Below are 25072 nucleotides of genomic sequence, written 5' to 3' on the forward strand. Positions count from 1 at the left end.
AATACACGATTCTCATTTTCGTTGGCCCTCCTTATCCATACATAAAAACAGCGCATATATTAAAAATAAGTCGGTAGATACCTTGAACCAAATGATAAAACTAAGTGCTAAAAGCATGAAGAAAAACATTCTATATGTAGGAAACTGCTGTATACCTACCCAAGCGTTGTACACAAAAAAAAACGAAAAGGTAAACAGCCCCAAAAGACCGCTGTAAAATACAAACCTACAATAGCCGATATCCGTACCTACGTCATGCCAGTTGGAAAAAAGTGCTTTTCCGATAATCCAGGTTTTATAGTCGTCTGCGTCTGGCCATATCCACATCACTTCGTTAAGTCTTTCTGTCGAGGTGGTGGTCCACTCGCCTTTTTCGAGCCAATTAAAAAAACCTTCGAAGCCAAATCGAAGCTGCTCTCTAATCACTGCATCCGTATGATAATAATACATCGCAATACCTGCTAAAAGACCAGTAACAAGAATAATCGTACGCCATAATCTCAAATTTTCAATAGGCATCTCATTGTACAGGATGTGTGCGTTGCCTAAGATATACACCAAGCCCATGACCATTCCTATCGTTGTGGTTCTGGAAATCATGTTGCCCACGATTGCAATAAAAACAAATGCAGCCCAATATAGCATGACGTAAGTCGCACTATTCGGTCGATCCTTGGCTTTAATCAAGACTGCGGCAAGAGCAATAAGTACGATTGAAAAACGGGTACCGGCTACGTCTACCGCAGCTCCAATACCATACAGTCGATTTACTTTCTCTAGAAACTCGACTTCGATAATGGTTTTTTGGGATATATAAGTATCCACGACGTTTTTTACGGCAGGTATATAATCTATAAGCAGCGCTATCATGCACTGTGCTACACATACAGCGACCAGGTAATCGATGAGCAGGTTAAAATGTACATAGCCGTGCATATATCGAATAAGGGAGATTACGGTATATGCTCCTAAGAGCCAAGTCGAGAAGGATATCCAATAGGATGCATAAGCATCGTCATGAGAATGATTGATGTCCATAGCTATATACCCCCACATACTGAAAAGCAAGGCCAACAGCATGAGCGGTAAAAGTGTGCTTTTTAAAACCAAACTTCTACGCTGTATAACATCAAATCCCAGAAGAGCAATTCCAACCGCAGCCAACATGATCTTCGTATTAAGTCCCTCGGGTAATGCGTAAAGCTCAAAAGGAAAAAAATAGCAGCTTACGATTATTCCAACCAAAAAGCTGGAAAGAATAGAGCTTGATTTTTTACTGGTGTGAAACAAGTCACCAGATTCTACTTTATCTAAATATAATTCCATAAACAAATCTTATTACCAATTGGTTGTATAATTTCACTAGCCAATCCATACGTTTTAATGCGGCATACTGAATAAACTTAGCCCGTAAGGAAAATGCTGGATTGTTTTTTATAAATAGGTTTGCCTCTGGAAACCAATTCCGCCACAGTGCATACATTTTTGTATCTAAAGATATAAGTAAGGGAAGTTTCATATTGAGTTTAAAGTATGCTACCTCTCTGTTTAAATCCATAGCGACATGTTGCTCAATATATCGAACCACATCTTCTAAATTGCGTTGTATCTCCACCAATTGTCGTTCGGAGAAGCGTTTGGTATGAGCATTTGGATTGGTTTGCATATAATGGTAATAACCATTAGGTATATATTTTACCGTATTTGCTTTACAAAAAAGTTTAATAATGGTCATATCTTCGCCCATACTTTGTCCCGTAGGAAATACGATTCCGTGATCTACATAGAGCTTCCTCTTTATTAATTTATTCCATACATTAAATTTCATACTGCCGCACAACATACCTTGAAGACAGTCCATGGGCATTTTAAATTCTGGCTGTCGCATATAACGCTCATTCGTGTGAAAGGATAGATAAAAATCCGTATATATAATATCTACATCTTCTTGTTGGGCAACAGCAATCAGTTCGCTTATCATGCATTCATCTACCCAATCGTCACTATCACAGTGAAAAATATAATCGCCATTAGCCACCCGCAAGCCTGAATTCCGGGCTGTCGGCAGGCCTTTATTTTCATCGTGTGTAATGATTTGGATCGATTCCCTCCTCTCCGGATAGTCTGTCAGTAATTTCTCCAATCGCGCCATACTTTTATCAGGAGAGGCATCGTCTACAAATATGTATTCTATATTCCGATAACTCTGCTCCATAAGGGAGCGCGCACAGCGCTCAATATGCTCTTCTACCCGATATATGGGAACTATGATGGAAACTTTCATCGTATTCATGAATTAACGATTACGGTGATAAAAATAATTAACCAATAATTTGAGCCGGTTTTTGAAGGACATGCTGTCTTGTTCCCTTCCCTTATTCATGTAAAAATCAAAGTAATACCGTGAATCGTAAAAAGGAGATTTACGGTAGTATTCCCACCAAATATCAAGATTAGGACACCACTCCTTCCAAGGCTTTGGACCATTATAATGAACAATTCCGTCTACATCCAACTGGTCTAAGTCTTGTTGCGTATATACGGCAGTCTCTACACGATGTGCTTTTAATTTGAACATCTCGATGGTACCGCAAAATGTTGGGGGAAGATATTTTATAGACCCTCTACACACCAAATTAAGAATATCCATATCTTGGTATCTATACGAAGACTCAGACACCATCTTCCGAAAAAGATGGACGACCCCATCGTCACGCATTTTCTTTACATTCATTATGATATTGCCAGCCAGTACATATGCGACTGGGTTCAATCCCAATCCTTTAATATAGCTCTGCATCTCCAGGTCCATAAAGGAAGGAGCTACTACACCTGCTAAATAACTGTCTGTCAAATCGGTCTGTTCAAATACATGACTGAGGTCTGTTCGAAATATCACATCTACATCATGATACATCAACTTGTCATATCCGGTCACAATATCCGGTATCAGTAAACGGTAATAGGTAGCCTGTGTAATGCCGCGAACCTGAAAGGCCTCTTTAAACTCTGGACCTACGCACCGATACTCGATGGCACAGTTGGGATATACACTAGACAGCAGATCGAGGTAACCTGCCTGTGGAAAAACACAATCGCTATCATGCAAAATGAAAATGTGGTAAAAAGTGTTTTCATGAGCGTGCATCAATAAGGAATTAATACATACACCTGCAGGCATTAACAACTTATCATCAAAACAAAGTACAACCGGAATTCTTTTCATAATCTTCATTTCATTCTTTTGAGTTGCATCCATAATTTCGGTATGAACCATATTTCATTCATGACACAGACTGCTATAAGCTTATAATACCACGGTAGACTTCCTTTCCATATATATCTATTGGATTCTGGAAAAATACTATTCCAAGCTTTGTAGTGTACAATTTTGGTAGCGCGTACCAAGAGGTTTTGCTTTGGTATCAGTTTGAGTAGTTGGATATCTTTCTTCAAGTGATTCATGTGTTTATCCATTATAAAACCTTCAATTGCTGCTATGTTTAAAATCCAGCTTTTATTAACGACGGGTTGAAATTCACTAGATACACTCAGTGAGTCTTCCCTATATTTGGTATAATGGTACGGGGCTTGCTTTAAATAGGCTACTCGATCAGCATAATAGAATAGCTGTACATTCACCCTAAGATCTTCGCACATATTCAATCCTTCTGGAAACTGGATATGGTGCTTGGTAAATAAATCATGAGCAACTAGTTTGGTGCACATCCCGCCTAATATTTTACCTTGTATCAATCCCTGAATACCATCCAAATGCTCTTCTTTAAAATCTTGCTTAACGTAGACCTGCTGCTGTGGATACTCATTAAAATAATCGCACCAAACGATGTCCGCATTGTTTTCTTCTGCCGTTTTAAGCATGTTCTCAAACATATCTAAGTCTGCCCAATCGTCTGGATCTATGGCTCCCAAATACTTTCCTTTTGCTAATGACAAACCGGTATTACGTGTAGCAGCTACACCTTTGTTTTGTTCGTGTCTACTAATTTGGATACGGTTTTGTAGGGTATGATTTCTCTCCAATATATCTAGCAAAAGTTCGTAGCTTCCGTCGGTGCTACAATCGTCCACCAGCACAAACTCCATGTCTTGCAGCGTTTGATTAAATAGACTTTCCAAAGCTCTTTCCAAATATCCCACGACATTGAAAACAGGGACGATGACACTTATTTTAAACTGAAAATTTTTCATAAGCCTTGTGGTCATTTAACAAATTCGCCAGATTTTGCTGCAGAAAAACAGCACACTTTCCTCTCCATTGGGTCAATTTTTCATTAACGTGTTGGTAATTAATATCCAGTTTCCCCGTATTTAGTTTAAAAGTGTCTATACAGGTTATTAACCTATGTTCCAGATCAAACATCTGCAGTAGCGAGTGAAACCGAGCTGCTCCGCGCGCATCATTTACGATAGCGTAAAAAGGTTTGTTAAAGAGGATGGCAAAAACAGTCCCGTGAAAAGAATCGGTAAGGACGAAATCAGCGTCATCAAAAGACTGCAGCCATCCTTCTGGTGCCGGATATTTAAAATCATCCAGGTTATCAAAATCATACACATTCCCACCTTCAATGGGACGATGTGGCTGATGGGTATAGACGGATACATTCAGCTTATTAGCTACCTTTTCTACTAATTCCCGCTTTTTCACATCGGTATCTAATATATAAGTAAAGACTCCTTTTTTGTGTCCATCTTTATGGCTATACAACTTTCGATAGTCTGCCTGCGTAAGCAATAATGTAGGGTCCAGCACCCATTCGGCTTCCACGTTTAGAAACTGCTGACATAAGGAAACAGCCGATTTTTCTCGAACAGATACGGCATCAAAATGCTCTATTAAGGTGCTACATTCCTCCCGCTCCCTTTCCGTAAACTCCCATTCGTCTGTTCCAAAGGATGCTGCATAAGCCATCTTATAAATACGGCTATTATCCACGAGAAAATCTAAAAAATAATTCCCGATAGCAGGTGAGTATTTGGGACGCCAGGTCTGATCACTTCCAACGATGACCGCATCAAAATCTCTATTTTTAAAGTATTGAGCAAGTCCCGCTGTATCGTATAATTTAGGGGAGAGACCAATACGTTCCTGAATGAACCTGGTATTTTCAGCAAAAATAAATTCGGCTTCTTTCTTGGAAAAGATTTTTTTCCTCTTACCTACTACCCAATTGTAGGTGTCATTTTTCAGATGTGCTAAGAATCGTCGAGTTGCAGTCGCGTCCCGCCCGTATTCCCGGGCTATGGTCTCTACTTCAAACCCGCCCCCCCGTAAAACTTCCTGTAATGCATAATTTTGAATTATCCCTCCGTAATTTCCTTTCAATGGCTGTGTCAATATCGCTATCTTCTTCATAGTTCTTTTCTATTTTGTATCTGTATCCACTACAATTAGATTTTCTGAGACGACTCTTCGCTGTGAAAGTGTGGTTTTAAATTGATAAGGGACTACACCTATAGGTACAATACAAATTATCTTTTCAGAAGGTGGTATGGACACAACAGCATTTATGGGTAACTCTTCTTTTATATTTTTACCCCAATTTGCAGGACAGTTACCAATCCTGTAATAGTGTAACGCATAAAGAAGGTTCATCAGGTAAAGACCGCCATCTATATAAAGCTGGTTGCGCTCGCCGATCGTATAATAGTAGCGCCTATCATTGGTAACAATCAAAAGCTGACTGACGTGTTGTTCATACCCTGCAAAACCGCCTTGTACGGCTAGAATACGCTCTATTTGAATTTTATCCTGAATAAGATATACATTGCTGGCCTGACGATTACACACGGAAGGTGCCGTATTTGCCAATTCAACAACTTTACGAATGACTTCTTCGGCAATATACTCACCTGTAAAATTGCGAACGCTCTTACGGGAACGAGCGAAATCTGCAAAATTGGAATCTACATGTGTATAAAACTGATCTTTCGTCCATTCTAAAACACCACGAAACGCTGCTGTATAATCCTCCCCCAATATAGACTTGTAAAAGTTATACTGCGCGTAGGTAAATAAATCTTCTAAATCGTATCCAGCCTGCCTATGGAGCTCATAATATTGGCACATCACCTGATACCCTACCCGCACCTGTGATTTACTTCTATTCAGTATAATCTCTGGATCGGTCAAGATAGCATGTAGCTTTTTGAGGCGATATGCTCCAAATCCGCCTTTCATTTTATTGAAAAGCATTCCCTTCTCTAAGGAATGATAGTGCAATATGAGGTGTGCCTCTTTGTTTTTAAACTTATCTGCGTCAAACGCTGCTGCATATTTCTGATAGAGACGCGCATCTTCTTTAAAATTCCGGAACAGGAATCTGCTTTCCAAAGCTTTTCGAATACTATTAATCTCTAAAATAGGCCGCAGTAATTCCCTCAAATATGTTGTAAATGTCTCCATAACTTATATAACTGGTTACCTCGATTTTTGTCCCTAAAAAATGTACTTTAGCCATATTTTTACGGCATGCATTGGAAAATATGCGCGATTACTGATATAATCAATGGCTTGTCTAAATTGACGGGAGTTAACCAAGGCATGTATTGCAGCTGCATCTTTCTTTTTTTGAAGGAGCCTAATTACTTTTCTGTCAACCTGTAGATTATATTTATCCAATAATGTATATTTTAGATTTAGAATATCATCCAACCGTTTAATAGTCTGCTGACTGGTTCTGCTCCTGTGCGAATGGGAGTCAGTCCGAACCAAGTAAGCAACCAATTGTTCGGACAAAGTGTATAGCTTTCCATAGTAAAATAGCGGCAGGAACAATTGAAAATTTTGGCCTACTCTACTTTCCAAGATTTTGTTGCCCAATATGTCTTGCAATGATTGCGCCGTGAAAAAGTAGCAGATCGGCGAAAACCAAAAATCCGATTCTAACAGGCAATCGTAAAACACGTGTGCATCCGATTTTTTTGCACCATATTCTAAGGGTCTACCCTCGCCATGTTCATTCACCACTAAGGGGTAACAACGTACAATATCTACTGATTGTATTTCCATTGTTTTGACGAACGTAGATATGGCCGTAGCTGTTCGGTAATAATCATCGCTATCTGGCCATGTGACATAGCTTCCGTTATACAGCTGTAGGCCTGCGTTGATAGCGACAGCTTGGCCTTGATTGACCTGATAATGATAATACAGTTTAAACCCTTTCTCGCTAAACCGCTGAAACCATGCTCCCCGCTCTAAAAAGTCAGGCAGTCCATCGGTAGAGCCATCGTCGATTAAAATATGTTCAATACAAGGATAGTCTTGCTGCAGGACGGATTCTAACAACTGAGCGATAAACCCTGTACTATTAAAACAGGGCGTGAGAATAGAGACTAGCTTCGGTACCATGGCCCCTTAATTTTCTTTAAAACTTGAAGTTTGATTTCTCTATCAAAAATGAAGATCCAAGAGAAGACACTCATCAGCAGAGTGGAAACACTCATCAGGACTGCAAACCCAAGAAAACCATTTTGAAAATACCCCTTAACCAATAAAAGGATGACATAAACGATTAAAGATAAAATTACAGGTGGCAATATAGCCTTACTATAGAATTCGCTTATCTTAAACTGAGGCACCTCTGCTTTGAAGTAGAAGCCATTTAAAAGGCCTCCTAACAAAACGAAAACAAAATTTAAAATATAGGGTAATGTTGGACTGCCTCCATTTTTGAAGGATAAATAAGATATGGGTAATACCAAGAGGTATAAGCTTCCATTGACCAGGCTCGATTTTTTGATTTTACCGGTAGCATGGATTCCCATTAAAATGCCTTGTGAAAAATTTGCGCCAATAATGAATAGCAAAAACCACTGAACAAGAGTACCACTATGAGCAGGTAAAACCCCTAGCCAAATATACAGTACGATATCCACATCGACGATCAACGGTAGCGCTACCACACACAATAATAAGGTAGAATATTTAGTAGTCTTGATCATCAAATTCAACATTTGATCAATATCACCTTCTGCATAATATTTTATAACCCGCGGTTTGGAAGCGAAGAGTATATTTGAAGCAAACTGATTCACCACTCCCTGCACTTGATTGGCGATTCCAATTGCTGCGTTGATGGCAACACCAAAAAATAAATTTTGTAATATAGCAATCCCAGATGTGCGTCCAGCTACCGCTAGGTTGCCATAGAGATCCCAAGATGAATAGGTAAGCAAGCTTTTCAACCCCACTCCAAAATTTAGCTTAAAATTGACGGCCCTAAATAGCTTTTTTGAATAAACTATATAAAACAACTGCATAGCACAACTAACTAGAAATAACATACAGGTATATAAGACCGCGAGATTTAAATCCCAAAAACCTTGCTGTAAGAGATAAATAATAACCAACGAACATATCGAGTTCAATACACTAATTCCAGCATACATATTCATGCGCTCATAGGCGATAAGTATGGCGCAAAAAGGAATTCCGAGCATAGATACAAACATATTGGCCACACTGAAATGGAATATCCATAATGCGGTCTCAGCCTTCTCTGCAGGAATATTAACCTTATTCACTATCCACCACAACCCTATGGTTTCGCATGTTAGCAAAAGTAAAAAAGCAACTATAAGCGTAGATGTCCAACATTGTGAAAATGTTTTTTGAACAGCTTTAGTAGACTCATCTGCTAAACTGAAAGCAAGAAAGCGGGTCTGAGAAGAGATGACTGTATTGGATATAAAAGCCAGAACCATAATCACACCCCCTACCAGGTTGTAAATACCAAAATCCTCGACACCTAGCGTCTGTAAAAGTGCTCGAGATGTATAAAACCCGATTGCCATGGTAAATAACATCCTGAGGTAAAGAAATGCCGTATTACGAGCTATTTTTCTATCCATTGCCATTTTATTTTCCAAACTCTGACTCTAACATGCGCCTTAATCCCTCTTCCAGATCATATGGGGCCTCAAATCCGCTGGAAATAGCTTTGTTAGCATCGTACTGGGTGACGGCACAGAATTTTTTTACTCTAACAGAGCTAATACTCAACTTTTTCCGGGTAACGCTGGCCAAGACATCGAAACCATATCCCCCAATCATCCCGATCCAATAGGGTATGCGCAGGGTGGGAATCTTCTTGTTCAAAATAATTCCTGTATGATGGACTAGATCATTCGTACTGAAATCAGGCTTGTCTGCATAATTGTAAACCTGATATCCTTCATTTTCTTTCGCAAGTAGGTACCCGATAAAAGCCACAACATTACCGACATAGGCCATCGATTTTTGATTTTTACCACTACCGATCATCATAAATTTGCCACTGGCTATTTGGTTCAACAAATTGAATACATTCCCTCTATTGCCTTCTCCAAAAATTACTGTTGGGCGTACTATGGAAATATTCCAATCGGAATGATCTTTATACCATTCTTTCAAAACCAGCTCTGCTCTCCATTTACTCTTTCCATAATGATTAAAAGGAGCGGGTATAAATGATTCATCAGGATTAGGTCTATCAAGTCCATAAATCGCTACTGAACTGGTGAATAAGATATTTTTTACTCCATTCACCTCCATGGCCTCGAGCGTATTGCGAATACCCTGTACATTTACTGTGTAATACTGCGATATAGGTGTTACATCGTCTCTGTGTTCTGCAGCAAGCAAGACAACCACATCGGTTCCATGCAGCAATTGGCTGAGCCTTGGCAGATCCAGCACGTCTCCAATCTGTGTAACCTCCGGGTATTTTTCGGACGTAACTTTATCAATATTCATCACACTAGCTATTTCATTGTCGCATAGATAGCTGAGCAGATGTGTGCCGACAAAGCCACTTCCGCCAATTATGGTAACTTTCATTTATTAATTAGTTTTAGGTTTTACGTTTCATTATTTGCCGGGTGTCCCGACAGGATTGACATTTGGATTCTGCTGCTTGGCTATACTTTTTATTTCCCAATTTGCATTGATAAAGATTTGTACTTTACTAAAAAAATTTTTCCTTTTAAGCACGCCACAGCCCCTTATAAATAGGCACCATGAAACAAGGTTTAATAAAACAATAAGGTTGTTGCTCATTAGTCCAGACACCGCTATGTTAAAAAGACAGAAAAAAATCACCAATATAATCATACACACCATTGTAGCCCGATGAGATAATCCTGCGTCCAAAAAGAAGTGATGTAAATGATTTCGATCCGGCTTAAATATCGACTCTCCTTCTCTCCATCGCAGGTACATTACTCTGGCTACGTCCAATATGGGGACAATTAATATGGAGAACGCTACGACAATGGCTCCTTCTGAAAAGGGTTTAATATAATGATTGTTCATAGCAAAGCTGACGACCAGAAAAGCTATGGAAAACCCAAGTGTCATACTCCCTGTATCTCCCATGAATATCTGCCTGCGGCGACGCGTTACGCCATACACATTGATAAAGAAAAAGGGCAAAAGTACTCCTACTGTTATCATGGCAAAAAGAGCATGTAGCCAAGCCCCATAATAAATAAAAAGGATGCCAAGCGCCATACAACCTACACTGACTATACCTGAACAAAGACCGTCTAGACCATCAATCATATTTATAGCGTTGATGATAAGCACTACAAAAAAAACAGTAAGGGGCATTCCTATCCAGGCTGAAATATGAGTCAGTCCAAACAAGCCATACAGGTGATTTATCCAAAGGCCAGATAAAGGCAGTAAACTGGCAACTACAACCTGCAAGATAAATTTCCATTTATAATCCAGCCCCACCAAATCATCACCGATACCCCCTATAAATAACATGACCAATCCGCAGATCAACATCATAAAACTAGGTAGAAGCGCCCATGACTCAACGTTTAGGTCCGCTTTAAAAACCTTGACCAAGACTACTAACGTGACAACATATAGACAGCACTGAATAGGCGCAAACGCCACTCCTCCTAACCGAGGTACAATCCTGGTATGCTGCTTGCGCGCATCAACTGGGTCAAAAAGTCTCTTTTTGTAGCTTACCAATATAATAAAAGGGATCAGCAACCGGCTCAATATAAGCGCTAAAACCGTTGGAATAATAAGGACTAGGATATTCATACTGCTACGTGGTTTCTTCTTTTTTATTACTAACCAAAACACATATTAAATGATGTTCTGCTATTATATGAATGACTACGGCCGAAAGGACTTATTGTCCCTCAAAAAATCACATTGTGTCGTAGCACTATTCCTGAACCTGAAAAAAGAGAAAAACAGCTAGTCCAAATAAAACCTTCAGGATTCGCTAACGGGCGTATTACCAGCGGAGGTGAACCAAACTCGACTATATAAGGTGAGTTCATAAATGCCCATAATAAAGAACAGCTTCATGAAAAAAATGCTTGATGGCCAGTGAACAGAACGAAGTGAGCGCATTGATTGCATAAAAACATACGTTTGTCCATAAAATATACCCTTTCAGAAAAAAAGGCTGTACAAAAATCGTACAGCCTATATCTAAAAATGATTTTTAGTACTTAAAAGCGTTCCTATTTAAAACGATTTTTCTATGGAGCGTACCTCCACTTTTTCGTACCCTTAAATTCAGCAAGCTCAGCAGCCCACAACATGATATTACCCGCGATAATGCCATTGTATGCATTTTGACTTTTATCTGCATACCCATTACCTGCATTACCGTAAGGCTTAGAAAGCGGTCTTCCAGTGCTAGCATCGAAAGCAAATGGACAAATGGTAGAAGATGTTCCTCCATCATAAGATACCAATCCACCGTCTCCCAAATAAAAGAAGTTTTTGGTTTTATGTCTAAACATAGAAACAGCAGCAGCATTCGTAGAATTAAGTGGCCTATTGATAGCCTGACCGTAAGAATAGATAACTACATCATTGACTGGTAAGCCGGTAACTCCTACAGAAGTAGAAGCATCTTCCCCCCAAAGCTTGCTTCGAGCATCACCAAAAGGACCATTTAGGACACGATCGTCAACATTCAGCAGTGGATACATCGACCCTGCACCTGTTAGAGATCTTACATCTATAGCGGTACCCGTACCAAACAGCTTATTGAGGAAAGACGGAACATGTGCGGTTGGAAGAAATTCATTCATCATGATGAATACGCCCCCCCTATTTAAGAAACTAACGAGTTCGTCTTGAAGCGCCGGAGACATGTAATATTGATCATAGCCGAATATAATTATATCGGGGCGTTGATTTACATCTGTTGCTGTTAGTTTTGCAATAATTGCATTTGAGCCAGCTACGGATGCTGTCGCGTTCAGCCAGTTAGCTTTATCATCGGTTGTATTTCCACCAATCCATACGCCCTGCCCAGCAGCCCAGGGCTGCATCCGGACCAAACTAGTTGGTAGTGTACCGAAATTTCTGGTATCATTAACCATTTGCCAACCAGCTCCTCTCTGTAGCGAATAGCCATATGTAGCGTCACTCGAAACGTGAAGTATTCTTTTAGAAGACGGGGTATAAGACAAATGAGACACCCCCGTAAGCCGTTGTCCTATTATTGGTGAGGAGAAATTAAAAGTATCTTCGATATTTGGAGCCACGGGAATCGAGGAATTGGTAAAAGTAGTGATATTCACTGTCGCCACACTGGGATCCACATTTCTAAAAGTGACGGTCAGATCTGTTATCTTTACCTTATACGATGTTAGATTAGATGGATCTGCTGTATAATAGTCTGCCTCCCAGACATTTGTTGGATTGGGCGTTGTAGAATTAAAAATATCGGTAAGAACAACATCCTGAAAATTGTCCATTGTATTGTTCTTGATATCAAAAGTTCCACTTTTGATGACCATTATGTTGGTAAAGCTTGCTTTAAGCGTATTAATATCCGCGTATCTCCCCAGCATCGTTCCATCTATACGTACACGTACCTGAGCCATCTTATGTTTAAAAGTAATGGCCAGCGGATATTCATGATATTGGCCTGGTGTAGTGACAGGTATAGCAATCTCACCGGAAGCATAAAGCAGGTCTTTATTTACCGGAGCATCGACCGTAGGAGTAGCTGTATTAGTAGGAGCATTGATGGTCTCCGTGTTATTGTAAGAATACGCATACCATGTATATGTTTTTCCTTTTGTTGCATCCAATTTGACTTCCGTACCTGCCTTTGCCTCAATTGTCTGCGACAACACTCCTGTCGATTTATCGTAGATAAGAATGCGATATGTAAAGTTGGGCGTCATGCCTGTACTCGATCTAAAAGATGGCCCCACACTCGCTAATTTTTCGGTTGAAGGCGATGGGGAAGAAGCAATCGGACCTTGCTCAGATATAAATTCAAATCCAAAACCGCTCTCATTTGCATTTATCGGTGTACTCCTCCTTGAAGAGCCCCCTAGCACAGAAGACGATTTAGTAGCCAATTTACCATCTACACTGCCTAACTTTTCAATTAATACATCTCCAGTAACACCTTCCACCTTAATAACTATTTTAGCTCCTTCTCCATATCCTGGCTGTTCACTTATATCCTTCTTACAGCCTGTGACCACCAAAATTAACAAAATGATAGCAATCGGGTTCGACAGCCTACCAAATATCCTTTTAGGATTTATAATATTTCTATTCATGACTACTTGATTAAAAATCCCAAAATTTTTCATCCTTCTTTTCCTCCCAATCTTCGATTTGTGGTGTTACGCCATTCTTTTCGAGCACAATTTGAGCTGAAGCAGCCGCCACCGAACTCTCTAGCTCTATAATTGCTAGTTCGATTTTAGGTGGCACGTACTTTTTCTTTTTTTCCATTTTACTTGTTTTAATTGTTTTAATTGTTAATGTTTGACATCCTTCTATCTTTTAGCACTAGCACTCTATCATATAAGAGTATACGATTTTCTAAAACGATTGTCCCAACCTTTTAATAATTAGTTTTAGCTAATCCTTGCGATAGGATTATAATAACATGCTACTCCTTTAACTTTTGAAGCAAGACAGCAAACCCTTGTGAGCGTCCATTGATACTTGTGAGTAAGTCAATTGGAATCACGATTGTGTCCCAGCTTATGCCATATACATGTGCTAGTCCTGTAGAAGCCCAGAGGTGGCTTTCTTCATTAAACTTTCACGCCCCCGGATATTTTACACCTACCGCATTGCCTGTGGTACTAAAGGCTTCCAACCTCAATATGGGATATTGATTTCAGGCTGTCTAGATTAGCTTGCTTTTATTTTGCTGTCAACAGTAATTTTCCGTCATCTTTAAAATACAACGCCTTACAAGAATGTAAATCAATGTACCGCAATTTTAATAAGCGAACCAATTTTCAGAAAGATGATTTACATTAATATTTTTGTATCGCCAAAAATATTATGGAGTAACTGATCTGATACACTTTATGCACATGCCGATATTTTTAGCGTAATCTGTTACCCCATTTACTCCTTGAGCATCTCCATCTATTTCTAAAGTATACCCACGGTTTGCACTTTCGGCCAGAATAGACCAGTACATTCCATCCGAAAGATTAGACACATTACAACCGGAACCAGAAATCCATCCCCCCTGATGAAAACGGACTACTTCGCCATTCGCTGCCTCATAATATATCGCGCCATTTTTTGGAGAATTGAGATGTGCAGAACCCAAAGACATATAATCAGCATTATTAGGTGTTCTCCACGATCCTAGAGGATACACTTTTGAGCATGGATCTCCGGTATTGAAAACAGATTGACCAGTTACACTCCGTGGCGTTAAAGTATTCCAATTCCAATAATAATTACATGGGTGTTCTGTTTCGTCATTAAATGGTTCAGAGATTTTGTAGGGATTAGCCGGATCCGAAGCATCATAATATAGTATACCCTGCGACCATTCATTGGTTCCGATCACCCCACCTTTATATTTCAAATCGACCGCAGCTCTTTTAATAAATTTAGGATCCGTTGAGAATCCACTGACTATCGCATTGCGAGGAGTTCCAGGATCGACTAAAACCACATCCGTTCCAGATTTTTTAATGGTAATACCGGTGAATAATATCGGCATACTAGTGAGTACTGCTGTATAGACCACATTGGTTGATTTTTTTACAGCTGTCGAGCCATCGTCAACGAAATTGAGTACTCCATTAAAGTTTGTTGTGGTAAGGGCTGTGCTTGCTAAAGTTCCTTGCTTCAAACTGAAATTTTTAGTCACCAATGGAAGATTATTGAACCTAGCTGCAAGGGTCACAAAACTGTTTGCAAAAACCTGGAGCCCATCCACCTTGACCTCAACTTTAGCAATTTGATGATCAAATTCAATATCTATCCTAGGGTCAGCTACGGCACCTACAGTGATTGTTCCTTGATCATACAGCAAAGGGGCATCTGTTCTGGATTCAATATCAGGTGAATTTAAATTTGAAGGCAAAGGAATACTTTGGGTATCGTCATAGGAATAAGCGTACCACTTGTAAGTTACGCCAGCAGCAAGTGTATGGAGATATCGTTGACTAGCTACCGTGATCTCTACAGATTCCCTAAAAATCTCATTTGCATTAGCGACTTCATAAAATAGTATTCTGAATTTCTTACCAATGCCCATTTTAGTTTTTGTAGCTGCCGCCCCCTTTAACTTAAGACTACTAGCATGGAGCTGTGTTGATGCTACATCTGGGGATAGACTCCATGAAAACTCATCAAAATCTTCTTCTTGTATTGCTGATGTTGTGCTTCCCGATTTCATCGGCACTATTGAGCTCTGCTGAACTCTAGTACTCACAAAATTTTGTAAGGGTTGGTCTGCGATTCCGCCTACGTTGATTTCCACCTCAGTGGGAAGACGATTCCCTGTCTTATTGCCCTCCTTTGTACAGCCCGAAAAGAATAAAGTGAATACAATAACCGTCATAGTAACATGACGAGATAATATGTGATTTACCATAATAGTATACTTTAAATTTTGTGTTGGTTTAAAATTCGAGGTCATATTTTTTTTCTTCTACCTCCTGATCAAAAATATCGGGTTGTCCCAGATTGTCTGTCCCCCCTATAGACACCACAGAGCCTGCGGCAATCCCCTCTTCAGTTTCGATAAAGCAGACTTCGATAACTGGAGGTACGTAATTTCTCTTTTTCATTTTTTACTTATTAAATAGTCATGTATTTGTTAATACGGTTAACTTTCGGAATTGTCCCGAAATAAGTCTATATTTTTGTAGAAGAAACTTTTTTTGAAAGGGATGCTCTTAAAAGAGGAAAATAGAAAAAGAGGATATACAAGGAATTATAGTTTGGAGGGACAAAATTGAAGCACGGGCAATACTAAAACTATAAGCGTCAATTTCGGGGATCTTAGATAAAGGTAACGGCAAGAAAAAGCCCTATTAAGTTGAGAGATTGCTCACTGATATGTCCAAGCTGCACGTCAACATCATTCATATATATCAAATATATCAAAGTTGCATCGTTACGTGAAAATTACTTCTTCTTCATTCGTGCTAACTTTTCTTGCTCACGACAATACTTTTTCAACCACGCGACCACTGTTGCCCTAATTGGAACATTATATTTTTCCATAGCTTCAACCAGTAACAATTCACCAGTCACGATTGCATGTACCACTTTTTCCTTTACTTCTTTGGGGTATCGAATGCCTGAATACTGCTTCAATCTGCTTTTCTCCATTATTATTTCATCTACTAAAAATTTTATGAGCATTTCGAGTATCGACATTCGCTAGTACAATGAAATGCCAACAAAATTGACGTTGAAAAACAATATCCGTAACACCCACTATTGGTAATACGACCAATGGATTCAATTGTCCTGAAAAAAAACGATTATTTAAATTTTTTTTGATAGATATAACGATGGTTCTTAAGATCCTCTATACCATCAGCTTTATCCATCCTTTTCGGATTATGTTTTTGGAATTCTATCCTAGTATTGAAGCAAAGCGCGCCTACTCCTGTGTAGACACGCTTTTTCTAATAAACAATGATTAACGTTCATTTGTATAGACGTCGTCATTTACGTAGATACTTGGCTAGCAGATAGCTCACCACGAAACTTATCGCAGCACCTAAGCTGCTCATCACAATTGTATGAAGGATGTCTCCGATGGATAAATTGACGTATATGGAGCAAAATGTACCACCCAAAGTCCCGATGCGAATCTCATTGAGTTTCATCTCGACCCTCCTCCGCTTGTCCTTTATCTTCACGTTTTACTCCATCTGCTTCTTTTTCTGAATCCAACGCTTCTAGGAGACCGATAACCAACGCTACATAGCGCGCTACAGCCACAACTTTTACTGGCAACTTAACCGGTGCGATGATTATGATTTGAGCTGCATCTCGCAATCCTTGTCTGATTTTCCTGAGTATGTTCATTTTTTTAGTACTTAGATATTAGTATTTAGTATGGAGGTCTGCGAATTAGGTTTTTTATTTTTTATGCACTCGAGTCGTGCTGGCTCTTCCTTTTTTTTCCGCAAAAAAAGGAAGCAAAAAAACTCGTCGCTTAGAATTTTTGCTACAAAGGATTTACGTTACTTACCTCCCGCAAAATTCTGTAGGCGACATTAGCGCATATGTATGTGATTGCCCCCCTGCTCTTGGCACTATTCCCAAGGGCGATATAGCATTTCGACTACACACCCATCCTGCATTATCCCCAAACACGGCCTAGGCTGCGCAGACGTTAAGAATTGTCGAGGATTTCCGGTTGCAGTCGGACTTGTCTGATCCGCCCACTGGCGGAGAGTTTGTCCGATTGTGGGCAATCCGAAGACAATTTAGCCGAGCAGCCAAGCCTTGATTTTTGGGTTCCTTTTGTATCAAGACAAAATTGTCCAGCAATCATCCATTCCTTAGAATTCAACTCATTCATGGATAACTAAAGAGGCCGTCCGCCGATGAGGACAATATCACAATCATACACGCCACGCCGGCGATTGAGCCACAATAAGAAACCAGAATCGCCACGCCGGCGACAGAGGCGCATAAAAAATCACCCCTTAATCAACACAAACACCTCTCCCCCTTGATCCCACAGCGAGTACACCAGTGCCTTTAGCTTCGCAAGTGCAAGCGCACTATTATCTCCTCGCCCGTCACCCGTAAGCGTCATCAGAGGCGCGATACACCCTTGCAATTCTCCCTTTGCATAGTTCGCAGTATGGAAGAGGATACCCGATCTGTTTGGCACTCCCGATATGCCGATTTCGTTCGGATATTTTAGGGAGTGATACCTCCTCAGCCTGTACGTTCCCTTGGGTATGCAACTCGCTTTCTTCTCGTTGTTTTTATCTGGCAGCTCGATGGTATGGCATATTAGCTCACCAGCGTAATAGATTGTTCCGTTGGTTCCTTCCGCTCCGTACTTCCGCCGGAGTATCAGGATATGTTTGTTGTTCATTTTTTTGATGTTAGTAGTTATCGACAAAAGAACGACTACCTCCTCCCTTCTTACCTCACCAAAATAGTCGCCATTTGGCTCCAGTCTCCCGGCCCTTGTGTATTCACCGCCCTTACCCTAAACTCATACCATTCTCCTACTTCCAGTGGTGCGATGATATTCCCCCGGGAGGATGTCGTCACCATACGTTCGCCCCAAGCCTGGGTTGGCACCGTCACTTTACGGTAGCTATATTCGTAGAGTAGCACTCGCTTCTGCGCCAAGAAATCTATCCGTACCTGCCCAGACTGCCTGCCGTCAGAGGCTTTCAACCCTTGTACAGGAAGCGGTACCAAGCTTGCGGTTGCTGGTGCTGTCGTCGCAAATCCCGAGCTCAGCAATACCGACAGCTTTCCTTGGGCCACGGAGTTGACGTAGTATGCCAGCTGTTGCAAGGCCAATGTAAGCGGCTCCTTGCTTTCATCCTTTATTGCCGTATCCTCTGGCGACCCTCGTTTGCGCGCAGCCGCTAGTTTTGCTGTAAAATCGTCCAGTAGACCCTGTACATCATCCAAGGCCGGTGTTGGCGTTGTAAAATGTGGGTTGGTCGTCATTGCGCCGATTATTGTCGTCGCCGCTACCATTAGCTCATCGTCCTTCATCCGTGCAAATCCGATAAGCGCTTTTGCTTTTGTTGCCATATTGATATATTTTGAAGTATCTCGGTCTGGTAGGTCATGCTCCCAAAACCTATCTTTAACCGAACAGCACAAACATACCCCACCCTTAAAAAATGAGCAATTTATGGACATATAAGGACACATTTGGACGTTATTGGCGCCATTTGGGCCGAAAGACCGTCATTTTGCACACCTTCACGTTGCTATCGTACGCATGCAGCAGCATCTTGTATGTGCTCCACCACCCCGACTCTCCATAGCCGGACCACATATAGGGGCACTTGCTCTATCTGCATCCCTACAGACAGAAAATATCAAGGCACTACCCCTAATGGAGCAGGCACATACACCTCCAAATAAGAAAAATCTAAGAAGTATCCCTACAAATATGTAGCAGACAAGGGACAACAAATACTATCCTCCCCGTTTCCCTGAACTGTCAGCAGATCAGAAGAGCATGTACAGGCACGATCGCCCTCGGCCCCCTTGCAAAAACCACCTGTACATGTCCAATATCCAGCAGTTCGGTCGCCTATAGACGTCCTTTGCGCTTGCTTTCTTGGAGCGCCTCTTCTATATCCTGCTCGTAGTACATATCGATACCGTGCAACGTCATTGGGGTGAGGATCCCCTTTTTGACATATCGGCGATACGTCGTATCTGATATCCGTAGGCGTGCAATTACCTCCAATTTGTTCAATAATGGCTTCGGTCGGACCGCCGCATGCCGTTCTCCTGATGCCTCGATCGCCAGCAATACGATATATATGTCCTTCAAGAGCTGAAGGAGCAGTTGAAATGAATTGTTCATAATAAGGGTATTTATAGGGTATTCAAATCCTGTTATCCAATCTCATTGGTATCCGCTCCCCAATAACTTATCATCTATCATCATTACAGGCCCTGCACGATCCGCCCCGGTATCTTAATCCAGTATATACCACTTTTTGAATGTCCGGGTCATCTCGCGGCTCAGGTGTGTATCTACATCCCCGGCTGGTTTTAACCTCAGGCACACCTGCCCCCTTCCCGTTCGCTTTACACCCACTACCGCCGCTCGGTGCACGATCAAGCGCCGCCCCACTTTACAAAAGGCATCCCTATCCATATAATTTTTCAGAAAATTGAGCGAACAGTCCGTCATGTGCGAATCACCGTTCCAGGTCACATAATAGGTAGATTCCTTCGCGGAAAATAAGTAGGCAATATCAGGCCAAGGCAGTTTGCCCACCAGCTTTGTGTACGTGGTGTGCCTTCTGCTCGTACCCAGCAAGAGCAGTGTGGGTTCTCCCCCCTCTTGGGCCATAGTCCCCCCTTCTGGTCCATCGACATCTCCTACACCTTCACGTTCCGCATGTGCCAGTAGTCCTATGATGGCCTTGTAGTGCGGCAAGTCTCGGATTTCCCCTTTTCGGCTATCCGTCCTATACCGCACTACGCTGTACTCCTCTACCAGCATTACCTCCTCAAATTGGTCCTTTGTCCAAGCATAGTGGATAAAAGCCAATATGATCTGCAGGAACAATAAGCACGCGACCACCACATAGATATCGAACTTGAAGTAGGAAGTCTCCTGTATCCGTTGTCCCTGCACCAGTACGATCAGTATCCAGGCAAAGCCAAATGCCACTAAAAAAGTAGGCAATGCGCTCATCAATCCCTGTACAGCATATCGACGTACAAAATAGCTACGAGATCTCCTCTTGAAAGGGTACAATCGATCTACCCGACGTATCGTCACATGCTGTACCTTCAATACGAGGAATATCGAAAGTACTGCCCCAAAATAGTTCAGAAAGAAATCGTCATCAAATACGATATCCCATGGGTAATCCTCCTCTGCAGCGAAAATCAAAAATAGTCCCCCCACCAATGAAATAATACCCTTCCACGATGTGTTTAGATAAATTGGTCTCATACAGTTGATACTTAGCATTTAACTATAGAGCCTTTAAGATAATGAAAAACAATATAATAAGCACAATTATTACAAATATTGAAAATATAAGCACTTTTATTAATATTTCAGTAACAACCCCAAGACCATTTTCTCGCCGATCGCCCTCCCCTGACCGTACAAAAAATATCTCTTCCGTCCCTCGCTAACAAAAAAAAACCGGACACAAATAACCAAAGGTGTCAGTTCACTGAGAAAAAGGGTCAGTTCACTGCGAAAATGCCCTTCACGGCACCTATTTATCGGAAAAAGCTATAGAGATTTGTAAGGACGAAACCACAGAACAAGCAATGGCGGGTAGGCCGTCCATTGATTTTTTCACCCTTAAAACTATATCGATGATGAAAAGATTTCCATTTACTACCGCAGGTGTGCAAGACGCCAACACTTATTTCTACGGTCTATCGGATGATGCACTCTGGGCAGAGGTATATGCGGTACAGCAGGACCTCAAGCTCTGGATCGTCACCTATTTTGATATCCATGGCCAAGACCTCGGTTGCCTCCAGGGCTTCAATGCCCATACCCTCTTTGTATTGGGCAATCAACTTGCGGTGACCCTTAGCCTACGCTTGCCTTTCCGATTGGAGCGACGTGCGATCCATCCCGACATCTCCCAGTTAGGTGCCAAGCGCGGCAAGAACCACAATCCTATCGGTGTCCAGACTACAGGACCCAATGCACCTTTGGGCGAGGGCGAATTGGTGTATATCATTGGATAGCTTCCTATGCAGCTCCCACAATATACTATACCCATCGGTCGACAATGGCGCTGGCACATGCATGGACAAGGCAACACATGGAGTAAGCTACCCCGGTGGTCACCACCCTATCTTATCGGCTACCATTACGGATTATTACCGTCGGGCCGCTTCCCTTTTTGGGGCAGGTGGATGTCCCGGGGTGGCAGTACGATCTTTGTGGCCTTGGCATCGAGCTTGCTGATAAAGCGTTATCGACGCAAGTTTGCCCTATTCCCCGTGAGGCGGTACGGGGAAGAATGGTCTGGCAAATAAGGAGTCCCACCGCCAAGAACCAAAAGGCCCTCTAAGTGAGGGCCGGGGCCAATGCAGTATCCGATCATCTGACCAAGACAGATACTAGCATTGTGATCGATTCATAAATCTAAGTTACCTAATTATTACGATTATGGCACTACAATGGTTTAGATATACAGGTTCAAATCCGGCATCACCGTCGAGTTTCACAAAGCATGGTTCGTCAGCACCATCAAATTGTGGAACCCCTACACAGCAGCTCTGTGCGATCCAGGCAGACGACAATAGCGGAAGCCCAGAACCTGTTTTGGATGTTGATATTGCTCTTGAGATGGCGCAAGCCCTGCAAAATCAAACAAATACCGGCAACGTGTTACTTAAGGCCCGTTAAGCTAGGTTAGGCATGAATGCCGATGGAATGAGTATCAAGGGTATGGTCATGTGCCATACCCTTTTGCTGGTCCCTTAGTCTACCTCTTCGATGACAAGGACATCGACATCCCGTTCTTTTATCTCCCCTTTGATACCGTAGGCGGCCAACTGTCGATTCAGCTCTTCCAAGGTGCCATACGGTTCCAATCGTATCATACCCTCCTTCTTTGCCTCGTCTATCGCTGGCGGAAATTTGCCGCCATAATCCAAGAAGATGGATAAAGCCGTGGTTCCTTTATAGGTCATTACCTCTGTACCCTTTTTATCAAAAGGTATGGCCTCAACTGGCCCGAGGACCAGACAAGGCATTGCTTTGCTCCCTATATACACCCTCACGCCGTACAATCGCTCAAAGTCGTCCATAACGATACGTGCCTGTATAGAATCTGGGCGTCCTTTCCGATCATAGCGTTCATAGGATATCGCATGGTCTATCAGCCAGACATCGGCAGGACTGCCAAAATTCTCATACCGGGTAGAGTCTGCGACCTTCCAGACTACGCGGTCCATCCTTGGAAAAAACAAGGGATCCAACATCTTTGCTTTGGAAGACAGGCTCAATAGCGTACCGTACATGCTGGCATTATATAGCGAACTCTTGTACAGGCCAGTCAAGCTATCCTGTTCAAATCTCCAAGGTTGATAATCTACCCCATCCTGATAACCGGAGAAAATAACACCTGCTTTTACTCCACCTCGATCTACCCTGATCGCGGCCGCAAGGTCCCCTCTGCCAAAATCATCTTTCAACGGTAGGTTTATCGCTCCCTCTCGATATAAGCTGAGGATATTATCACTATTGACAAATCCCGATGAAGTAATGGCCTGGACTTTGCCCCTGTATAGCAGTATCGCTTGGGGAATACTCTTATACGGAAATAGCTTTCGTATATAGGTATCACTATAGATGACGGGTAGGTTGACCTGATGCTCCTCCAAGTACTTGTTCTTATTAAAAAAGTCGGTCATTGTCTGCTTGTCCTGGGGCGTAACGACGAGCACTTTAAAGATATCGCTGTGCTTCTTTTCCAATTCTTGTAGATGCGGCATGATCTGTATGCACGTGCCGCACGTGGTCTCGAACAGATCCAACAGGACCACCTTGTCTTCCAAGGCCTTCCAATCGATCTTGCTATCCGTACCCCGCATCAGTAGCACCGATGCCGGAGGGACGAAAGCATCCCCCACCATCAGTCGTTGGGACAGGTCGGGGATCTTTGGCTGTTGGGCGATCGAGGTCAAATGACCCAATGCAAATAAAACAACTGCAACTATCTTAAAACTTCTCATATCCTTCATTTTAATACTTTCTAAAAAATCGATTATCTTTTATTCTGTTGGATCCCACTCAACTCCAATACGGTTTCTGATATCCGGTAAGCATAGCGGAGGTCATTGGGTGCCAATGTGTAGGTTTTATCTCCTATCGTACGTTTTAAGGTGGTCTGGAAACGGGGCTCCAGGTTCAACCGTTTCAGGTCTGCCCATCTCCTTCCCCGAAATACCAGTTCTTTCCGCCGTTCGTCCAATATGGACCGTAGCAGTTGCTCCCCATCAAGCTCGGAGATGGGTGCGTACACCGCATCCTTGTCCCAACGTGAGCGGAGCAACTTATCGATGGCATCTTTGGCTTCTCCCAACTTACCTATCCTACATGCGGTCTCTGCTTTGATGAGATATACTTCACTTGTCGTGATACCAAAGAACAGGGTATTGCTCTGGTCGTAGCTCCCTTTGTAGTATTGCGTGTTCAGGGGATTATTGTTGGGCCTGAAAAAGGCTTTCTTGCGCAGGTCGTCATTTGAATAGGAAGCATATAGCAGGGTGTCCATCAAGGCCACCGCTGCTCCCATCGGAGCCGCGCCGGTAGCCAATGCCGGAAACAGCACCTCCACGTTGAACCTCGTCATGGGAAAATTGGCCGTGACCGAGAGATTATTAAAATCCAACAATTCCGGTCGTAACACCAAGCATGAATCCGCATAGCGGTACGCCTGCTCGAAATCTCCCTTATCCAAATAAACCCGTGCCAATGCGGCATAAGCACTGGCCTTATGCGGACGTCCTCTGACCACCTCCACCACTGGAAGGTCGGCCACGGCTACCCCAAGGTCTGCAACGATACGCTCGTAGGTATCTTCGAGCGATGCGCGCACCGATTTTCCATCCACCTCAGGTGTCAAGCGCAGCGGTATACCTAGCTCATGCCCTGCAGTAGTGGCGCTGTAGGCCGGTGAATAGATTTCGGTAAGTTGATGGAATGCGAATGCACGGTAAAAATGAGCGGTACCCCGCACACGCCTATATCCCTCACTGTTATCCTGCAGTTTTCGCAAGATATCCAATACCTGATTGGCTATGTATACTACTTTATAGGGGCGTTGCCATTGCAGGATATCCATATAGGGTTCGTCCGCCCAGATATAGGCCATCCGTTGCTCATAGTTCGATACACCTCCCCAACGCTGCTCGGTCAGGTAATAATCATCGGTCCCGATCTCTCCGAACACAGGATAGTTACCGTTCATCGTACCATAATCGTTGAGCAGTAGGTCTGCATCTGCCAATGTCTTGGGGACGACCAGTTTGATATCGGGCTTCTTATCCAAAAAATCGGCACATGAGCTGGCCAGTACTAGCATAGCTATGCCGAATGCATGTAAATATTTCATAACT

The 25072-nt window shown here is 42.1% G+C and carries 24 protein-coding genes; 2 read left to right on the forward strand and 22 right to left on the reverse strand.

Annotation, left to right across the window (positions count from 1 at the left end):
• Nucleotides 1-12 precede the first annotated feature (12 nt).
• The 18 genes from OQ289_RS19460 to OQ289_RS19545 all read right to left on the reverse strand — a co-directional run bounded on the left by OQ289_RS19460 (nt 13) and on the right by OQ289_RS19545 (nt 19030).
• Nucleotides 13-1326 (reverse strand): hypothetical protein, encoded by a 1314-nt coding sequence (locus OQ289_RS19460; protein ID WP_270088415.1) that lies wholly within the window; start codon nt 1324-1326, stop codon nt 13-15.
• Nucleotides 1307-2293, reverse strand: coding sequence for a glycosyltransferase family 2 protein (locus tag OQ289_RS19465; RefSeq protein WP_270088416.1), 987 nt, complete (start codon nt 2291-2293; stop codon nt 1307-1309). The genes OQ289_RS19460 and OQ289_RS19465 overlap by 20 nt, the downstream gene beginning before the upstream one ends.
• A gap of 3 nt (nt 2294-2296) precedes the next feature.
• Nucleotides 2297-3226 (reverse strand): glycosyltransferase family 8 protein, encoded by a 930-nt coding sequence (locus OQ289_RS19470; RefSeq protein WP_270088417.1) that lies wholly within the window; start codon nt 3224-3226, stop codon nt 2297-2299.
• A 5-nt stretch (nt 3227-3231) separates the two neighbouring features.
• Nucleotides 3232-4212, reverse strand: a complete 981-nt coding sequence (locus OQ289_RS19475; protein ID WP_270088418.1) for a glycosyltransferase family 2 protein — start codon at nt 4210-4212, stop codon at nt 3232-3234.
• Nucleotides 4193-5377, reverse strand: a complete 1185-nt coding sequence (locus OQ289_RS19480) for a polysaccharide pyruvyl transferase family protein (protein ID WP_270088419.1) — start codon at nt 5375-5377, stop codon at nt 4193-4195. The genes OQ289_RS19475 and OQ289_RS19480 overlap by 20 nt, the downstream gene beginning before the upstream one ends.
• Nucleotides 5378-5386: 9 nt before the next feature.
• Nucleotides 5387-6427 (reverse strand): nitroreductase family protein, encoded by a 1041-nt coding sequence (locus tag OQ289_RS19485; protein WP_270088420.1) that lies wholly within the window; start codon nt 6425-6427, stop codon nt 5387-5389.
• A gap of 33 nt (nt 6428-6460) precedes the next feature.
• Entirely contained in the window at nt 6461-7375 is a 915-nt protein-coding gene (locus OQ289_RS19490; RefSeq protein ID WP_270088421.1) for a glycosyltransferase family 2 protein, read from the reverse strand.
• Nucleotides 7360-8877, reverse strand: a complete 1518-nt coding sequence (locus OQ289_RS19495; RefSeq protein WP_270088422.1) for a lipopolysaccharide biosynthesis protein — start codon at nt 8875-8877, stop codon at nt 7360-7362. The genes OQ289_RS19490 and OQ289_RS19495 overlap by 16 nt, the downstream gene beginning before the upstream one ends.
• A 7-nt stretch (nt 8878-8884) precedes the next feature.
• Complete coding sequence (locus OQ289_RS19500; protein ID WP_270088423.1) at nt 8885-9844, reverse strand: NAD-dependent epimerase/dehydratase family protein; 960 nt, start codon at nt 9842-9844, stop codon at nt 8885-8887.
• 30 nt (nt 9845-9874) lie between these two features.
• Nucleotides 9875-11068 carry an MraY family glycosyltransferase gene (locus OQ289_RS19505; RefSeq protein WP_270088424.1) on the reverse strand — a complete coding sequence of 398 codons (1194 nt, stop codon included), beginning with the start codon at nt 11066-11068 and terminating at the stop codon, nt 9875-9877.
• 449 nt (nt 11069-11517) lie between these two features.
• A complete protein-coding gene (locus OQ289_RS19510) occupies nt 11518-13572 on the reverse strand; it encodes a fimbrillin family protein (RefSeq protein ID WP_270088425.1) in 2055 nt (684 codons plus the stop codon).
• Between the two features lie 10 nt (nt 13573-13582).
• Complete coding sequence (locus OQ289_RS19515) at nt 13583-13750, reverse strand: hypothetical protein (protein ID WP_270088426.1); 168 nt, start codon at nt 13748-13750, stop codon at nt 13583-13585.
• 562 nt (nt 13751-14312) lie between these two features.
• Nucleotides 14313-15872 (reverse strand): hypothetical protein, encoded by a 1560-nt coding sequence (locus OQ289_RS19520; protein ID WP_270088427.1) that lies wholly within the window; start codon nt 15870-15872, stop codon nt 14313-14315.
• Nucleotides 15873-15900: 28 nt separating this feature from the next.
• Nucleotides 15901-16068, reverse strand: coding sequence for a hypothetical protein (locus OQ289_RS19525; protein ID WP_270088428.1), 168 nt, complete (start codon nt 16066-16068; stop codon nt 15901-15903).
• A gap of 340 nt (nt 16069-16408) precedes the next feature.
• Nucleotides 16409-16615 (reverse strand): hypothetical protein, encoded by a 207-nt coding sequence (locus OQ289_RS19530; protein WP_270088429.1) that lies wholly within the window; start codon nt 16613-16615, stop codon nt 16409-16411.
• Nucleotides 16616-17107: 492 nt separating this feature from the next.
• Nucleotides 17108-17323: a hypothetical protein gene (locus tag OQ289_RS19535; RefSeq protein WP_270088430.1), complete on the reverse strand. Its 216-nt coding sequence runs from the start codon at nt 17321-17323 to the stop codon at nt 17108-17110.
• A gap of 619 nt (nt 17324-17942) precedes the next feature.
• The gene (locus OQ289_RS19540; protein WP_270088431.1) at nt 17943-18377 is read right to left on the reverse strand and encodes a DUF5675 family protein; all 435 of its coding nucleotides are present in this window, start codon (nt 18375-18377) and stop codon (nt 17943-17945) included.
• A 23-nt stretch (nt 18378-18400) separates the two neighbouring features.
• Nucleotides 18401-19030 carry a hypothetical protein gene (locus OQ289_RS19545; protein ID WP_270088432.1) on the reverse strand — a complete coding sequence of 210 codons (630 nt, stop codon included), beginning with the start codon at nt 19028-19030 and terminating at the stop codon, nt 18401-18403.
• A gap of 193 nt (nt 19031-19223) precedes the next feature.
• On the opposite strand from OQ289_RS19545, the gene OQ289_RS19550 reads away from it, so the two are divergent.
• Nucleotides 19224-19403: a hypothetical protein gene (locus OQ289_RS19550; RefSeq protein WP_270088433.1), complete on the forward strand. Its 180-nt coding sequence runs from the start codon at nt 19224-19226 to the stop codon at nt 19401-19403.
• Nucleotides 19404-19541: 138 nt separating this feature from the next.
• Here OQ289_RS19550 and OQ289_RS19555 read toward each other — a convergent pair whose 3' ends face one another.
• Both OQ289_RS19555 and OQ289_RS19560 read right to left on the reverse strand, forming a co-directional pair.
• Nucleotides 19542-19820: a hypothetical protein gene (locus OQ289_RS19555; RefSeq protein WP_270088434.1), complete on the reverse strand. Its 279-nt coding sequence runs from the start codon at nt 19818-19820 to the stop codon at nt 19542-19544.
• A gap of 114 nt (nt 19821-19934) precedes the next feature.
• Complete coding sequence (locus OQ289_RS19560; RefSeq protein ID WP_270088435.1) at nt 19935-20927, reverse strand: LytTR family transcriptional regulator DNA-binding domain-containing protein; 993 nt, start codon at nt 20925-20927, stop codon at nt 19935-19937.
• 377 nt (nt 20928-21304) lie between these two features.
• Here OQ289_RS19560 and OQ289_RS19565 point away from each other — a divergent pair, with 377 nt between their 5' ends.
• Nucleotides 21305-21688 (forward strand): hypothetical protein, encoded by a 384-nt coding sequence (locus OQ289_RS19565; RefSeq protein WP_270088436.1) that lies wholly within the window; start codon nt 21305-21307, stop codon nt 21686-21688.
• Between the two features lie 741 nt (nt 21689-22429).
• On the opposite strand, the gene OQ289_RS19570 is transcribed toward OQ289_RS19565, so the two are convergent.
• On the reverse strand, nt 22430-23686 hold the full coding sequence (locus OQ289_RS19570; protein WP_270088438.1) for a TlpA family protein disulfide reductase: 1257 nt from the start codon (nt 23684-23686) through the stop codon (nt 22430-22432).
• A 32-nt stretch (nt 23687-23718) separates the two neighbouring features.
• Nucleotides 23719-25068, reverse strand: a complete 1350-nt coding sequence (locus tag OQ289_RS19575) for a RagB/SusD family nutrient uptake outer membrane protein (RefSeq protein ID WP_270088439.1) — start codon at nt 25066-25068, stop codon at nt 23719-23721.
• Nucleotides 25069-25072: the final 4 nt, after the last annotated feature.

This window comes from Sphingobacterium sp. SYP-B4668 (assembly GCF_027627455.1).
Lineage (GTDB): Bacteria > Bacteroidota > Bacteroidia > Sphingobacteriales > Sphingobacteriaceae > Sphingobacterium.

Coding starts and splice junctions, on each gene's coding strand:
- OQ289_RS19460 (WP_270088415.1), bottom strand. CDS start 1,326: ATGGAATTATATTTAGATAAAGTAGAATCTGGTGACTTGTTTCACACC.
- OQ289_RS19465 (WP_270088416.1), bottom strand. CDS start 2,293: ATGAATACGATGAAAGTTTCCATCATAGTTCCCATATATCGGGTAGAA.
- OQ289_RS19470 (WP_270088417.1), bottom strand. CDS start 3,226: ATGAAAAGAATTCCGGTTGTACTTTGTTTTGATGATAAGTTGTTAATG.
- OQ289_RS19475 (WP_270088418.1), bottom strand. CDS start 4,212: ATGAAAAATTTTCAGTTTAAAATAAGTGTCATCGTCCCTGTTTTCAAT.
- OQ289_RS19480 (WP_270088419.1), bottom strand. CDS start 5,377: ATGAAGAAGATAGCGATATTGACACAGCCATTGAAAGGAAATTACGGA.
- OQ289_RS19485 (WP_270088420.1), bottom strand. CDS start 6,427: ATGGAGACATTTACAACATATTTGAGGGAATTACTGCGGCCTATTTTA.
- OQ289_RS19490 (WP_270088421.1), bottom strand. CDS start 7,375: ATGGTACCGAAGCTAGTCTCTATTCTCACGCCCTGTTTTAATAGTACA.
- OQ289_RS19495 (WP_270088422.1), bottom strand. CDS start 8,877: ATGGATAGAAAAATAGCTCGTAATACGGCATTTCTTTACCTCAGGATG.
- OQ289_RS19500 (WP_270088423.1), bottom strand. CDS start 9,844: ATGAAAGTTACCATAATTGGCGGAAGTGGCTTTGTCGGCACACATCTG.
- OQ289_RS19505 (WP_270088424.1), bottom strand. CDS start 11,068: ATGAATATCCTAGTCCTTATTATTCCAACGGTTTTAGCGCTTATATTG.
- OQ289_RS19510 (WP_270088425.1), bottom strand. CDS start 13,572: ATGAATAGAAATATTATAAATCCTAAAAGGATATTTGGTAGGCTGTCG.
- OQ289_RS19515 (WP_270088426.1), bottom strand. CDS start 13,750: ATGGAAAAAAAGAAAAAGTACGTGCCACCTAAAATCGAACTAGCAATT.
- OQ289_RS19520 (WP_270088427.1), bottom strand. CDS start 15,872: ATGGTAAATCACATATTATCTCGTCATGTTACTATGACGGTTATTGTA.
- OQ289_RS19525 (WP_270088428.1), bottom strand. CDS start 16,068: ATGAAAAAGAGAAATTACGTACCTCCAGTTATCGAAGTCTGCTTTATC.
- OQ289_RS19530 (WP_270088429.1), bottom strand. CDS start 16,615: ATGGAGAAAAGCAGATTGAAGCAGTATTCAGGCATTCGATACCCCAAA.
- OQ289_RS19535 (WP_270088430.1), bottom strand. CDS start 17,323: ATGAACATACTCAGGAAAATCAGACAAGGATTGCGAGATGCAGCTCAA.
- OQ289_RS19545 (WP_270088432.1), bottom strand. CDS start 19,030: ATGGCAACAAAAGCAAAAGCGCTTATCGGATTTGCACGGATGAAGGAC.
- OQ289_RS19550 (WP_270088433.1), top strand. CDS start 19,224: ATGCAGCAGCATCTTGTATGTGCTCCACCACCCCGACTCTCCATAGCC.
- OQ289_RS19555 (WP_270088434.1), bottom strand. CDS start 19,820: ATGAACAATTCATTTCAACTGCTCCTTCAGCTCTTGAAGGACATATAT.
- OQ289_RS19560 (WP_270088435.1), bottom strand. CDS start 20,927: ATGAGACCAATTTATCTAAACACATCGTGGAAGGGTATTATTTCATTG.
- OQ289_RS19565 (WP_270088436.1), top strand. CDS start 21,305: ATGATGAAAAGATTTCCATTTACTACCGCAGGTGTGCAAGACGCCAAC.
- OQ289_RS19570 (WP_270088438.1), bottom strand. CDS start 23,686: ATGAGAAGTTTTAAGATAGTTGCAGTTGTTTTATTTGCATTGGGTCAT.
- OQ289_RS19575 (WP_270088439.1), bottom strand. CDS start 25,068: ATGAAATATTTACATGCATTCGGCATAGCTATGCTAGTACTGGCCAGC.